Annotated in this window: 10 protein-coding genes, 1 tRNA gene and 2 pseudogenes; 8 read left to right on the plus strand and 5 right to left on the minus strand. The window is 66.1% G+C overall.

The window, feature by feature from the left end:
* Positions 1–150: pseudogene (locus ABIE57_RS00005) on the plus strand (IS3 family transposase); the annotation flags it as partial.
* Positions 151–223: 73 nt separating this feature from the next.
* Here the strand turns inward: ABIE57_RS00005 and ABIE57_RS00010 are convergent.
* The 3 genes and pseudogenes from ABIE57_RS00010 to ABIE57_RS00020 form a co-directional block, all read right to left on the minus strand.
* A pseudogene (locus ABIE57_RS00010) lies at positions 224–730 on the minus strand (protein NO VEIN domain-containing protein); the annotation flags it as partial.
* A gap of 388 nt (positions 731–1,118) precedes the next feature.
* Positions 1,119–1,208 (minus strand) — tRNA-Ser (locus ABIE57_RS00015).
* 61 nt (positions 1,209–1,269) lie between these two features.
* The gene (locus ABIE57_RS00020) at positions 1,270–2,043 is read right to left on the minus strand and encodes a sulfite exporter TauE/SafE family protein (protein WP_354536930.1); all 774 of its coding nucleotides are present in this window, start codon (positions 2,041–2,043) and stop codon (positions 1,270–1,272) included.
* A gap of 145 nt (positions 2,044–2,188) precedes the next feature.
* Here ABIE57_RS00020 and ABIE57_RS00025 point away from each other — a divergent pair, with 145 nt between their 5' ends.
* Positions 2,189–3,877, plus strand: a complete 1,689-nt coding sequence (locus ABIE57_RS00025) for an acyl-CoA dehydrogenase family protein (protein ID WP_354536931.1) — start codon at positions 2,189–2,191, stop codon at positions 3,875–3,877.
* A gap of 17 nt (positions 3,878–3,894) precedes the next feature.
* On the opposite strand, the gene ABIE57_RS00030 is transcribed toward ABIE57_RS00025, so the two are convergent.
* Positions 3,895–4,353: a DNA polymerase III subunit chi gene (locus ABIE57_RS00030; RefSeq protein ID WP_354536932.1), complete on the minus strand. Its 459-nt coding sequence runs from the start codon at positions 4,351–4,353 to the stop codon at positions 3,895–3,897.
* Positions 4,353–5,825, minus strand: a complete 1,473-nt coding sequence (locus ABIE57_RS00035; RefSeq protein WP_354536933.1) for a leucyl aminopeptidase — start codon at positions 5,823–5,825, stop codon at positions 4,353–4,355. The genes ABIE57_RS00030 and ABIE57_RS00035 overlap by 1 nt, the downstream gene beginning before the upstream one ends.
* A 152-nt stretch (positions 5,826–5,977) precedes the next feature.
* Between ABIE57_RS00035 and ABIE57_RS00040 the strand changes: the two genes are divergently transcribed.
* Genes ABIE57_RS00040 through rsmA form a run of 6 tightly spaced genes read left to right on the plus strand, consistent with a single transcriptional unit; the run spans position 5,978 to position 13,409 of the window.
* Positions 5,978–7,105 carry an LptF/LptG family permease gene (locus ABIE57_RS00040; RefSeq protein WP_354537364.1) on the plus strand — a complete coding sequence of 376 codons (1,128 nt, stop codon included), beginning with the start codon at positions 5,978–5,980 and terminating at the stop codon, positions 7,103–7,105.
* Complete coding sequence (gene lptG, locus ABIE57_RS00045; RefSeq protein WP_354536934.1) at positions 7,102–8,193, plus strand: LPS export ABC transporter permease LptG; 1,092 nt, start codon at positions 7,102–7,104, stop codon at positions 8,191–8,193. Before ABIE57_RS00040 ends, lptG begins: the two co-directional genes overlap by 4 nt.
* Positions 8,193–10,367 (plus strand): LPS-assembly protein LptD, encoded by a 2,175-nt coding sequence (locus tag ABIE57_RS00050; protein WP_354536935.1) that lies wholly within the window; start codon positions 8,193–8,195, stop codon positions 10,365–10,367. Before lptG ends, ABIE57_RS00050 begins: the two co-directional genes overlap by 1 nt.
* Positions 10,364–11,617, plus strand: a complete 1,254-nt coding sequence (locus ABIE57_RS00055; protein ID WP_354536936.1) for a peptidylprolyl isomerase — start codon at positions 10,364–10,366, stop codon at positions 11,615–11,617. The genes ABIE57_RS00050 and ABIE57_RS00055 overlap by 4 nt, the downstream gene beginning before the upstream one ends.
* Positions 11,614–12,570 carry a 4-hydroxythreonine-4-phosphate dehydrogenase PdxA gene (gene pdxA, locus ABIE57_RS00060; RefSeq protein ID WP_354536937.1) on the plus strand — a complete coding sequence of 319 codons (957 nt, stop codon included), beginning with the start codon at positions 11,614–11,616 and terminating at the stop codon, positions 12,568–12,570. The genes ABIE57_RS00055 and pdxA overlap by 4 nt, the downstream gene beginning before the upstream one ends.
* Positions 12,567–13,409 (plus strand): 16S rRNA (adenine(1518)-N(6)/adenine(1519)-N(6))-dimethyltransferase RsmA, encoded by an 843-nt coding sequence (gene rsmA / locus ABIE57_RS00065; RefSeq protein ID WP_354536938.1) that lies wholly within the window; start codon positions 12,567–12,569, stop codon positions 13,407–13,409. Before pdxA ends, rsmA begins: the two co-directional genes overlap by 4 nt.
* The last annotated feature ends 13 nt before the right edge of the window (positions 13,410–13,422 follow it).

The following is a 13,422-nucleotide window of genomic DNA, read 5'->3' on the forward strand; positions in this document are numbered from 1 at the left end:
AACCATCACCGATATCACGAAAGCCTCGGCAATCTGACACCTGCCGACGTTTACTTCGGGCGCGGCCCGGCAATCCTGGCAGAAAGGGAGAAGATCAAAGCACAGACCATCCAGAACCGCCGCTTGATCCATCAGCGCCAAGCAGCATAACATCAACCAACAGAGCCGGAGCCCTCCAGACCAAAATCACGCCGCCTGTTCCAAATCATTCGACGACGGACACCGCCTGCTCATGCGCCAGCACGCGCTCCTCGCCCGCGCGGCCGAGGGCCCGGTTGCGCTCGTCCCGGCCCGCCACGTCGAACTTTCTGGCGATGTGCAGCATCTGGTCCAGCTCCTGTGGCGGCGGCTGGTTCGACAGCGTCGGCGGCGGCCCGATCCAGACCTGCGCCGCCTCGCGTAGGCCAGAGGGGGGACGAGGGGCCGGCGCACGCAGCACCCAGTCCGGATGAGAATTGAACCATCGCAGGACCGCATGCTCTAGCGACCCCTGAAAATTGAAAGCAGGCGCCAGACCGGTCAGCCAAGTTTCACCCAGCGCCTTGAGCACTGCACTGATATTCTGGTGCTTGTACTCGATCGCCTTGGCCGAGCGGTTGATCCGGTCCGCGAGCTGTCGGTATGACGGTGCCTTGTTGAAAGGCTTCCCGGCGAGATCATCGACCAGCATCGCGAAGTAATCCGCGACGATCAGGTCGTTCTCTTCATCTGTCCAAGGACCGTTCGACATTTCGCCAGGCTATGGTCGCGAAGTCTGTTTGTCATCAGAGACTTCCGGCAGGGTCCTGTCTCGTTTCGAACGCTGCCGCCTGACTTGGGGATCGGCCGCCACGGAGCCGGCCTTCTCACCGCCCTGCGCCTTCGTGTCCGTCTCCGTCACCGGATTATCTCGCGAACAAGACGAACCCATGAACGCGGCAACCCATTGGAAATGCGAGGATGTTTTACGCCGCCCCGTGGCCGTCGAGGGGCGCTCGAAGAGAGACACGTGCCATTCGGAGACCCGTTCTGCGTCAAGCGCCCGGTCTCCGAAGGGCGGAAGGCCCTGCCAACGCCCTTTGTAACAAAAAGAAAAAAGGCCCCAATCGGGGCCCTTGGACGGATTCGGTGTCTGAATGTGGCGGAGCGACAGGGATTCGAACCCTGGAGACGGTCTCCCGCCTACACACTTTCCAGGCGTGCGCCTTCGACCACTCGGCCACCGCTCCGTGCCGCGCTTCATAGACGGGGACGGGCGGGCTTGGCAAGGGGAGAACCGCGCGGAGCGTGTCACATGAGAAGCACGCCGCGCCGGATGAGGTTCAGCCCCGCGAGAAGCAGAACCCAGAGCGTGATCTTGCGAAACATGTCCTGGTCCAAACGGTCCTGAAGCCGGAAGCCGATCAGCACGCCGAGGAGGGCGGGGGGCACCAGCGCGAGTGACAGCGGCAGCGTTTCGGCCCGCAGCACCCCCGAGCCCAGATGCGAGACCAGGAGCAGCACCGAGCCCAGCCCGTAGATGACGCCCTGCACGCGGATCTGTTCTGTTTTCTCGGTGTTGCGCGCGATCAGCATTGCCACCGTGGGCGGCCCCCAGATGCCTGAGATGCCGCCGAAAAAACCCGCCAGCGCGCCCATGCCCGCCTCGCCGCGCCCGCCTGCGTCCGGGGCCACCCGCAGCCCGCGCCCCATCAGCGTGCCGAGCGCATAGAGCGTGATCAGCGGCCCGATGATCAGGAACATCGCCCAGGGCGGCAGCAAGGGCACAAGCTGCGCCGCCACCGCCATCACCACGCCGCCCGCGATCAGGAAGACCCGCATCTGCCTGAGCGACGCAAGCGCCGCCCGCGCCCCCTGTCGCAAGGCCTGCCACAGATTGCTCAGAAACGTCGGCAGGATCAGCCCGGCCAGCGCCAGGTCGGGCGGCAGCACCGTGCTGAGGCCCGCCATCAGCACCGTCGGCATGGCAAAGCCCACCACGCCCTTGATGATCCCGGCAAGAACCGCCACGGCCACGGCAAAGATCGTGATCCAGAGCGGAAAATCTGACAGGATAGGGTCCATCGCCAATCGTTAGCACACCCGTTAGCGCCGCGCTGCAAAATATCAACACGCAACTTTCGAACAAAACCCTGCGACAATTGGCATAATAGTTGCGCTGCATCTGCATAATAGATAGAACTCCGGCAAACAGGAAAGGATGCGATTCATGGCGCATGACGGACAGGACATTGCGATGGCCCAACCCACCCTTATCGGCGATCTTCTGACGCTTGCCGGCGCGGCGATCGGGCCCGCCGAAACCCTTCTGGCAGAGGCCAAGGACGCGGTGCGCACCGCTGTCACGCGCGATGGCCGCGTTTCGGGCGCGGCGATGGATGCCGAACAGAGCGCCACGCACGGTCTTGCCTGGCTGGCCACCTATGTCGAATCGCTGCGCCAGATGCAGGGCTGGGCCACGCGGCTGTCGGAGGCAGGCACGTTCAGCGAGGTCGAGCAGCTTATCCACCAGATCGCCTTTGGCGAATACCTGGCCCAGATCGCGGGTGGCATTGCCATGAATCAGGGCGAGGTGCTGCGCCTTGCCGACCTTGGCCTTGACGAGGGGGCGCTGTCGCGGTTCCGCACGCCGGAGGTGCGCACGCTCATCGCCCAGGGCAACACCCAGGCGGCGCGGTTGCGCCTTGTTGCGCTGATGCAGGAGCGCGCCGCCGAGATCACCGTGGGGCGCAGCGGGCTGGATGAAGAGCTGGAGATGATCCGCGCGCAGTTCCGCCGCTTCTCGGTCGAGAAGGTCGAACCCTACGCGCATGAATGGCACCTCAAGGATGAGCTGATCCCGATGGAGATCATCGACGAACTGGCCGAGATGGGTGTCTTCGGCCTGACCATCCCCGAGGAATTCGGCGGGCTGGGCCTCAGCAAGGCGTCGATGGTCGTGGTCTCGGAGGAGTTGAGCCGCGGCTATATCGGCGTGGGTAGCCTTGGCACCCGCACCGAGATCGCCGCCGAACTGATCCTCTGTGGTGGCACCGACGAGCAAAAGGAAAAGTGGCTGCCGCGCCTTGCCAGCGGCGAGACGCTGCCGACGGCGGTATTTACCGAGCCCAATACCGGGTCGGACCTCGGAGCCTTGCGCACCCGCGCGGTGCGCGACGACAATGGCGATTGGAAAGTGACCGGCAACAAGACCTGGATCACCCATGCCGCGCGCACCCATGTGATGACGCTGCTGGCGCGCACGCTGCCCGACACGACCGATCACCGCGGCCTGTCGATGTTTCTGGCCGAGAAGGAACCGGGCACCGATGAGGCCCCGTTCCCCACCCCCGGCATGACCGGCGGCGAGATCGAGGTTCTGGGCTATCGCGGCATGAAGGAGTACGAGCTTGCCTTTGACGGGTTCCACGTCAAGGCCGAGAACCTTCTTGGCGGGGAGGAGGGCAAGGGATTCAAGCAACTGATGGAAACGTTCGAGAGCGCGCGCATCCAGACCGCCGCGCGCGCCGTGGGCGTCGCGCAATCCGCGCTCGATGTGGGGATGCGCTATGCGCAGGACCGCAAGCAGTTCGGGCGCGCGCTGATCGCGTTTCCGCGTGTCGCGGGCAAGCTTGCCATGATGGCGGTCGAGATCATGGTGGCGCGCCAGCTCACCTATTTCTCGGCCTGGGAAAAGGATCACGGGCGGCGCTGCGATCTGGAGGCGGGGATGGCGAAGCTTCTGGGCGCGCGCGTGGCCTGGGCGGCGGCGGACAATGCGCTCCAGATCCATGGCGGCAACGGGTTCGCGCTGGAATACACGATCAGCCGGATCCTCTGCGATGCGCGCATCCTCAACATCTTCGAAGGGGCCGCAGAGATTCAGGCGCAGGTCATCGCGCGCAGGCTGCTGGGCTGAGACGGGCAGGGGGACGATCAGGCCTCGGCCTTCTTCTCCCACCGGCCCGACGCTTCGGACCAGTATTGCGCGGCACAGCCCGCACCGGTGAGGGCGCGCCACTGCGCGCGCGCGCCCTCGACCGCCCGCCCGTCATTGCCGTCAAAAAGGATGCACACGCGCTCCAGCGCCTTCACTTCCTCGGTCGCGACCGGCGCGCCATCCACCGCCATCACGCAGGCGGCCCCGTTGGGACAGTCGGTATCGGTCGTCAGCAGCACGGGTTGCAGCGCATCATGCGGCCCGCCCGCTCGGCCATGGGGCAGGAACCCGTCCTCGGGGCCAAGCCAGAGCCGCGCGTCGAGCCGGTCCAGACGCGCGGCGTCAACCCCGCGCACCGCCACCCGCCAGCCCGCGCCAAGCGCCTTTTCCAGCAGCAGCGGCAGGGTCTCCTCCAGCGGGCGGCGGGTCAGGTGATAGAAATAGGCGGCCCCCATCAATCCGTCTCGAACATCTCGCGCACCAGCCGGTCAAGCGTCATGACGCCCCAGCCCGACGCGCCCTTGGGGGCATAGGCCGTCTCGGCCCCCACGCTGGCCACCCCGGCAATGTCGAGATGCACCCATGGCACACCGTCCTGAATGAAGCGGTGCAGGAATTCGGCCGCGGTGATCGTGCCAGCAGGCCGCCCGCCCGAATTCTTCACATCGGCGATGCGGCTTTTCATCATGTCGGCATAGGCCTTGCCGAGCGGCAGCCGCCACAGGCCCTCGCCCTCGGATTTCGCGGCTTTGAGGACCGCGTCGCAGAGCGCATCGTCATTCGACAGTGCTGCGGCGTTTTCATGCCCGAGGGCGACGATGCAGGCCCCCGTGAGGGTGGCAAGGTCGATCACGCCGCGCGGGCGATAGGTTTCCTGCGCATACCAGAGCACATCGGCCAGCACGAGGCGCCCCTCTGCATCGGTGTTGATGACCTCGATCGTGTCCCCCTTCATCGAGGTGACGACATCGCCGGGCCGCGTGGCGCGGTCCGACACCATGTTTTCCACGAGCCCGACAAGGCCCACCACATTCGCGCGCGCCTTGCGCGCCGCCAGCACGCGCATGACGCCCGTGACCACGCCCGCGCCCGCCATGTCCATGGTCATTTCCTCAAGCCCCGCCGAGGGCTTGATCGAGATGCCGCCGGTGTCGAACACCACGCCCTTGCCGACAAGCGCCAGCGGCGCGTCGCCCTTGGTGCCACCCTGCCATTCCATCACGGCAAGTTTGGTGGGGCTGGCGCTGCCAAGTCCGACCGAAAGGAGCGCGCCCATGCCGAGCTTTTCGAGGTCCTTTTCCTCAAGCACGGTGATCTTGAGGCCCAGACCCGCGAGCCCCTTGATCTCTTCGGCAAACGTGGTGGTGGTCAGGTGGTTGGCGGGCGCGTTGACCAGATCGCGGGTGAGGAAAACCCCCTCGGCCACGGCGCGCGCGGGGGCAAAGGCCGCCTCGGCCTCGGCCGGGTCCTTGACGGTCACGGTGATCGCGCCCGGCGCGGTCTTGTCGCCGGTCTTGTGGGCGGCATAGTCATAGCCACGCAGCACCGCGCCGAGCGCCACCTCTCCCGCGCGCCTGAGCGCGGCCCCGAGAATGGTCAGCGCCTTGTCACCCTTGGCGCGGCCAAGCGCCACACCGGCGCGGCGGCTCTCGTCCACGGTGGCGTTGCGTGGCAGCACCACCACGTCAAGCGCCTCTGCCGCCAACCCTGCGGGCCAGCCCAGAGAAATCACGTCGCCTGCCGCCTTCTTCGCCAGCGCCCCGCCCTCGATCAGCCGGTTGAGCCCCCCGCGCATCAGCCGGTTGACGCGCCGCCCCTCGGCGTCGAGCTTGCCGTCGGGCGTGACGAAGACCGCGACGCGGCCCAAAGCCCCTGCGATGGCATCAAGATCGGTTTCGGCAAAGCGCAGATCGGCGATTGCGGTCATGGTGGCGTCTCCCTTTTGTCCGGTGGTTTTTCCAGACCTAGCGCGCCCGTTCGCCAATGGCCAGTTAGCAGTTTTCCCCGGCGCATGTTTCGGCTAGGTTGCCGGTCAGAACTGCTGACTTGGGGGACGCGTTGACCAGATTCGACAGATATTTGCTGTCGCAATTGATGGTTTTGTTCGGTTTTTTCGCGCTTGTGCTTGTCTCGATCCTCTGGATCAACAAGGCGGTGCGCATGTTCGACAAGCTCATTGGCGATGGCCAGCCGGCATGGGTGTTTCTGGAATTCACGGCGCTGACGCTGCCGACGGTGATCGGCGGCATGTTGCCGATCGCGGCCTTTGCCGCCGCGGTCTATGTGGTCCATCGCCTCTCGTCGGAGAGCGAGTTGACCGTCATTCAGGCCACCGGGTATTCGCCCTTTCGTCTGGGCCGCGCCGTGCTGGTCTTTGGCGTGATCGTGGCGCTGATGATGAGCCTGCTTGCGCATATGCTCATCCCGGGCAGCCTGAGCCAGTTGCGCCTGCGCGAGAGCGAGATTTCGGCCAATGTCGCGGCAAGGCTGCTGAGCGAGGGTGAATTCCTGCACCCCGCACCCGGCATCACCTTCTATATCCGGCAGATCACCCCCGAGGGCGAATTGCGCGACGTGTTCCTGTCGGACCGGCGCGACCCCGACAGGACCATGACCTATACCTCCTCGCGCGCCTATCTGGTGTCGGACGGGGCGGGGTCGCGGTTGGTGATGGTCTCGGGGCTGGCGCAGAATGTCCGCGTTGCGGACGCGCGGCTCTTCGTGACGCATTTCGACGATTTTTCCTATGACATCACCAGCCTGCTCAGCCGCAGCGGGATCAACCTCAACAAGGTGACCTTCGCGGGCACGGCAGAGCTTTTGCGCGATCCCGGTGGCGTTGCCGAGCGCACGGGCGCAAGCCCCGGTGAGGTGATGGTGGAGCTTCACGGCCGCTTTACCGCCGCACTCATGTGTATCGTGGCGGCCCTTGTCGGGTTCAGCACGCTGATGGTGGGGGCCTATAACCGGCTTGGCGTCTGGCGTCAGGTATTGGTGGCCTTCGGGCTTCTGGTCGGGGTCGAGGTGGCGCGCAGCGCAAGCCTCGGGCCGGTCATGTCGACTGCCGCGCTCTGGCCGCTGCTTTATCTGCCCGTGCTCGCGGGGGTCGCGCTGTCGCTCTTTTTGTTGTGGCTGGCGCATCATCCTGTGGTCTGGGCCTGGGTCATGTCAGGTTTTCGGCGCAGGCGCGCAGAGGCGGCGACATGATCCTGCATGTCTATTTCGCGCGGCGGTTCCTGTTCAGCGTGCTTGGCGTGGCGCTCTCCCTGGGCACCGTCATGGCGCTGATCGAACTGATGGATTCGCTGGGGGATCACCCCAACCTGCCGCTCGGGCAGGTTCTGGGCCTCGTGGCGCTGTCGATGCCCTGGGCCAATTACGAGATCCTGCCCCTGGTGGTGATCCTTGCCTCGGTGGCGCTCTTCGTGCGTATGGCGCGCTCGTCCGAACTTGTGGTCTTGCGCGCGGCGGGGCGCTCGGCGCTGCGGGGCCTGATGGCCCCGGTCGTGGCGACCTTCCTGTTGGGTGTTCTCGTGGTCGCCGTGGGCAATCCCATCGTCGCCGCCGCCTCCAAGCGCGAGCATGATCTCTCCAACCGCTACAAGGGGGTCGAGACGGCGGCCTTTGCGCTCTCCGATGAGGGGTTGTGGCTGCGGCAGGGCGATGCGGACGGTCAGACGGTGATCTTTGCCGAGCGGGCAAGCTCTGATCTGGGCACGCTCTACGGGCCGAATTTTCTGGAATTCGCGCGCGACGGGACGCCGCAAAGGCGCATCAACGCCGAGGTGGCGCGGCTGGAACGCGGCGCATGGAGCCTTGAGAACGCCAAGATCTGGAACTTGGAACGCGGCACCAATCCCGAGGCCGAGGCCGACCGGCAGGCGGCGATTTCGCTGCCGTCGGATCTTACGCAGGATCGAATCCTCGAAAGCTTCGGTCGGCCGCGTTTCATCCCGGTCTGGGAATTGCCGCGCTTCATTTCGCAGATGGAGGCGTCGGGCTTTTCCGCGCGCCGCTACGCGGTCTGGTTCCAGAGCGAATTGTCCCGCCCGCTGTTTCTGGTGTCACTGGTGTTGATGGCGGCGGCCTTCACCATCGGTCATGTGCGCGGCGCGAATGTCGGGCTCAAGGTTCTCTTTGCTGTGATCGCGGGCTTCGGCCTTTACTACATCCGCAATTTCGCGCAGATCCTTGGCGAGAACGGACAGATACCCGTGGCGCTGGCGGCCTGGGCACCGCCGGTGGCGGCGCTGTTGCTTGCGCTCGGGATCATCCTGCATCTGGAGGATGGCTGATGCGGCGCGTGTTTGCCCTTGCCCTTGCCCTTCTGGCGTGGAGTGCGCCGCTGGAAGCGCAAGAGGCGCCGGCCGAAATGGCGATGCTTGTGGCCGACGAGGTGCGCCTGACCGCCGATAACCGCCTGATCGCAAGCGGCAATGTCGAGGCGCTCTATCAGGGCCGCCGGCTGACCGCGCGAGAGGTGATCTATGACCGCGCCACCGACCGGCTGACGATCACCGGCCCGCTCAGCCTCAGCGAGGGCACCGAGACCGTGGTCTTGGCCGACAGTGCCGCGCTCGATACCGATCTGTCCGACGGCATCCTGCGCGGTGCGCGGGTGGTGATGCACGAGCAGCTTCAGCTTGCCGCCCTTGAGATGCGCCGCACGGATGCACGCCTCAACGAGCTTTACAAGGCGACGGTCACATCCTGCCGGGTCTGCGACACGGGCCGCCCGCCGCTCTGGCAGATCCGCGCCGAGCGGCTTGTGCACGATCAGGACAAGAACCGGCTTTACTTCTACAACGCACAGTTCCGCGTGCTTGACACGCCGGTTTTCTACCTGCCGCGCCTCAGCCTGCCCGATGGGTCGGTCAAGCGCGCGACCGGGTTCCTCACCCCCTCCGTGGTCAATTCGAGCCTTCTGGGAACGGGCGTGCGGGTGCCCTATTTCATCACGCTGGGAGAGCACCGCGACCTGACCATCGCGCCCTTTTATGCGACCAACTCCAAGCGGCTGGAATTGCGCTATCGCCAGATGTTCCGCCGTGGCGAGATCGAATTCAACGGCGCGATTGCCGATGATGATTTCAGCAACGAGGGCACGCGCGGCTATGTCTTCGCCACCGGGCGCTTCGATCTGCCGCGCGATTTCGTGCTGCGCTTCGGCATCGAATACACGAGCGACGATACATTTCTGCTCGATCACGATTTCTCGGACAAGGACCGGCTTCAGAGCGGCATTTCGGTCGAGCGGGCGCGGCGCGACGAGTATGTGCGCCTCGCGCTCGATCATTTCCGCACCCTGCGATTGGGGGAAGAGAACTCGACCCTGCCGAGCCTTGCCGCCAATGGCGAGTATCAGCGGCGGCTCTTCCCGCGCTGGCTGGGAGGCGAGGTGCGGCTGACCGCGCTGGCCCATGGCCATCAGCGCAATTCGAGCCTGAGCACCGACGGACCAGACACGGATCCGTTCGCCGACGGGCGCGACATGGCGCGATTAACCGTCGAGGCGGACTGGATGCGGCAATGGGTGCTGCCCGCGGGGGTGATCGCCCGGATAGAGACGGGTCTCGCCTTCGATCATTTCGAACTGCGCGACATCGGCCAGACGGCCGACTCGGAGGCCACCGAGATCACCCCCCGCGCCGCGCTTCAACTGCGTTGGCCCTTGCAGAAGATCGCGGGGAATGGTGCGACCCATGTCATCGAGCCGATGATGCAGGTGGCGTGGTCGGGCGGATCGAACCCGAACATTCCCAATGACGAAAACACGGTGATCGAATTCGACGAGGGCAATCTTTTCAACATCTCGCGTTTCGTCGCACCCGACCGGCGCGAGCGCGGCCTGAGCGCGGCCTATGGCGCCAGCTATTCGCGCATTGATCCGACCGGATGGGAGGGGCGTTTTGCCGTGGGGCAGGTCTATCGCGACGACCGCTTGCGCGAAAAGTCGGGGTTGAGCAGCTTTACCCCGTCCTCGGGCCTGAGTGATCGCACCTCCGACCTGCTTCTGGCCGGACAGTTCCGCAACCTGAGCGGCCTTGTGCTGACCGCGCGCGGCCTTTTCGACGACGGGTTCGAGGTGACCAAGGCCGAAGCGCGCGGCAGTTGGCGCAATCCGCGCACCGATATCGGGGCCACCTATATCTGGCTGGAAAAAGACCCGCGCGAAAACCGCCCCGACACCATCTCCGAATGGGCCATCGACGGCAGTTACCGCTTTGCCGATCACTGGACGGCCAGCGGCGAGTGGCGCTTCGATACCACGGATCAACGCAGCATCCGCGCGGGGGCAGGCCTGACCTACACCAACGAATGTGTCGACATCACCTTTTCGGTCTCGCGCCGGTTCACCTCGTCCACTATCCTTGATCCCGAGACGAATTTCGGCTTTGTGATCGGGCTGCGCGGCTTTAGCAGCGGGACCCGCGACACAAGCTACACTCGCAAATGCAGGACCTCATGAGCATGACCCCGAGCCTTACCCGTTTCCCGCACGCGCTTGTCGCGTTCAGCCTGGCGCTGATCCTGGCTCTCGCCCTGCCGCAGGCTCCGGCGCGGGCGCAGAATCTTTTCGCACCGGTCATCTTCGTCAATGACATGGCGGTGACGCGCTACGAGCTTCAACAGCGCGCGCGGATGCTGACGCTGTTTCGCGCACCGGGCGACACCAACCGCCTTGCGCGTGAGCAACTCATCGAGGAACGCCTCAAGCAGGAGGCGGCCCGTGCGATCGGTATGAACCTTCCCGAGGAATTCGTGACCGAGGGGATGGAGGAATTTGCCGGACGCGCCAACATGACCGCCGAGGAACTCATCGCCGGTCTGGCACAATCGGGCGTCTCCAAGGAGTCGTTCCGGGCCTTCGTCGAGGCCGGAATCACCTGGCGCGAATTCACGCGGGCGCGCTTCGCCTCAAGCGTCTCGGTCTCCGAGGCCGAGATCGACCGCGCCACACGGGCGCTTTCGGGGGGGGCGCCGGTTCGGGTTCTGTTGTCGGAAATCGTCCTGCCCGTCATCAGCCTCGAGGATGCCGAGGCCAAGCAGGCGCTGGCCGCTCGAATCGCAACCGCGCAGAGCGAGGCGCAATTTGCCAGTTTTGCCCGCCAGCATTCCGCCGCGCCCTCGGCCGGCGCGGGCGGGCGCATGAACTGGCAGGCGCTGTCGGATCTGCCGCCGGTTCTGCGTCAGGTCGCGCTTGACCTCGGACCGGGCGAGATTTCCGATCCGCTGCCCATCGAGGGCGGTATCGCGCTCATCATGCTGCGCGACATCGCGGAGGGCGAGCCGCCCACGCCGCGCTATTCCGCCATCGAATACGCCGCCTATTACATCCCCGGCGGTCGCAGCGAGCAGGCTCTGGCGCGCGCGGCGCAGGTCCGTGCCTCGGTCGACACCTGCGACGACCTTTACGGCGTGGCTTTCGGGCAGCCGCCCGAGGTTCTGGAGCGCGGATCCCTGCCGCCCGAGGATATCCCCGCCGATATCGCCGCCGAACTCGCCCGGCTCGATCCCGGCGAGGTTTCGACCAACCTCACCCGCGCGAACGGTCAAACCCTTGTGTTCCTGATGCTGTGCGGGCGCTCGCCCCTGATCGACGGCGAGGCGCCGACCGTGGAAAACCTCACCAACTTCATCCGTAACCAGCGCATCCAGTCGCTGGCAGACGGATATCTCGAACAGCTCAAGGCCGAGGCGCGGATCGTCGAGCCGTGATCGCGCTCACCTGCGGAGAGCCGTCGGGCATCGGCCCCGAGATTGCCGCAAGCGCATGGTCTGCCTTGCGCGGGTCCGTGCCCTTCTTCGTGATCGGCGATCCGGCGCATCTGCCCGAGGGCGTGCCGGTGGCGGTGATCGGGCGGCCATCGGAGGCGGCGGCGGTGGTCGGGGTATTGCCGGTGCTGGCCCACCCCTTTCCCGGCCCCCGCACCCCCGGCCAGCCGCAGGCCGCACAGGCCCAGGCCGTGATCGACGTGATCGCGCGCGGCGTGGCGCTGGTGCAGGGCGGAGAGGCAACCGCGCTCTGCACGGCCCCCATCCACAAGCACGCCTTGCAGGAGGGGGCGGGTTTCGCCTTTCCCGGCCATACCGAATATCTCGCCCATCTGGCCGGGGTGGGCCGGGTGGTGATGATGCTGGCCAGCCCCGCGCTGCGCGTCGTGCCCGCCACGATCCACATCCCGCTCAAGGAGGTGCCGCAGGCGCTGACACCCGCTCTGCTGGAGGAGGTGATCTGCATCACCCATGCCGCGCTCATCCATGATTTCGGGATTGCGGCCCCCCGTTTGGCGGTGGCGGGGCTCAATCCTCACGCGGGCGAGGGCGGGCGCATGGGGCGCGAGGAGATCGAGGTGATCGCGCCGGTGCTGGACCGGTTGCGCGCCGGGGGGATGGACCTGCGCGGACCGCTTTCGGCGGATACGATGTTTCACGTGGCCGCGCGCGCGGGCTATGACGCGGCCATTTGCATGTATCACGATCAGGCGCTCATCCCCGTAAAGACGCTCGATTTCGACCGGGGCGTGAACGTGACGCTGGGCCTGCCCTTCATCCGCACCTCGCCCGATCATGGCACGGCACTCGACATCGCGGGGCAGGGGCGCGCCAATCCCGCCTCGCTGATCGAGGCGCTGCGGCTTGCGGATACGCTGGCGCGGGCGCGGGCATGAGCGCGCTTGACGACCTGCCGCCGCTGGCCCGGGTCATCGCCGCGCATGGCCTTTCGGCGCGCAAGTCGCTGGGGCAGAATTTCCTTCTGGACCTGAACCTGACATCCAAGATCGCACGGCAGGCGGGCGATCTCTCGGGTTGCGACGTGCTGGAAATCGGCCCCGGTCCGGGCGGCCTCACGCGGGGTCTCCTGATGGAGGGCGCGCGCCATGTGCTAGCCATCGAGAAGGACGCGCGCTGTCTGCCCGCGCTGCAAGAGATCGCCGGGGCAGCACAGGGGCGGCTGACGGTGCTCAATGCCGATGCGCTCGGGTTCGACCCATTGGCGCATCTCTCGCCGCCCATCCGTATCGTCGCCAACCTGCCCTATAACGTGGGCACGGAACTGCTGATCCGCTGGTTGACGCCGCCCGATTGGCCGCCCTTCTGGCAGTCGCTCACGCTCATGTTCCAGCGCGAGGTGGCCGAGCGGATCGTGGCGCGGCCCGGTGCCAAGGCCTATGGCCGGCTGGCGCTTCTGGCGCAATGGCGGTGCGACGCGCGGATCGTGATGCACCTGCCGCCCGAGGCATTTACCCCGCCGCCCAAGGTGTCGAGCGCGGTGGTGCATCTGACCGCGCTGCCCGCGCCGCGCTATCCGGCGGATCCACGGGTGCTGGAACGGGTGGTGGCGCAGGCCTTTGGCCAGCGCCGCAAGATGCTGCGCGCGGCCCTGAAGGGCGTGGCCCCCGATATCGAGGACCGGCTGATCGCGGCCGGGATCAAGCCGACGGATCGGGCCGAGACGGTGGGGCTGGAACAGTTCTGCGCCTTGGCACGGGGGCTGGCGGAGGGATAGGGGCCCCGCGCGG

Source organism: Roseovarius sp. MBR-6 (assembly GCF_040547525.1).
Classification (GTDB): Bacteria; Pseudomonadota; Alphaproteobacteria; order Rhodobacterales; family Rhodobacteraceae; genus Roseovarius.

Bases quoted from the DNA above. Each gene is read 5' to 3' on its own strand.
- ABIE57_RS00020 (WP_354536930.1), bottom strand. From the start codon at position 2,043: ATGGACCCTATCCTGTCAGATTTTCCGCTCTGGATCACGATCTTTGCC.
- ABIE57_RS00025 (WP_354536931.1), top strand. From the start codon at position 2,189: ATGGCGCATGACGGACAGGACATTGCGATGGCCCAACCCACCCTTATC.
- ABIE57_RS00030 (WP_354536932.1), bottom strand. From the start codon at position 4,353: ATGGGGGCCGCCTATTTCTATCACCTGACCCGCCGCCCGCTGGAGGAG.
- ABIE57_RS00035 (WP_354536933.1), bottom strand. From the start codon at position 5,825: ATGACCGCAATCGCCGATCTGCGCTTTGCCGAAACCGATCTTGATGCC.
- lptG (WP_354536934.1), top strand. From the start codon at position 7,102: ATGATCCTGCATGTCTATTTCGCGCGGCGGTTCCTGTTCAGCGTGCTT.
- ABIE57_RS00050 (WP_354536935.1), top strand. From the start codon at position 8,193: ATGCGGCGCGTGTTTGCCCTTGCCCTTGCCCTTCTGGCGTGGAGTGCG.
- ABIE57_RS00055 (WP_354536936.1), top strand. From the start codon at position 10,364: ATGAGCATGACCCCGAGCCTTACCCGTTTCCCGCACGCGCTTGTCGCG.
- rsmA (WP_354536938.1), top strand. From the start codon at position 12,567: ATGAGCGCGCTTGACGACCTGCCGCCGCTGGCCCGGGTCATCGCCGCG.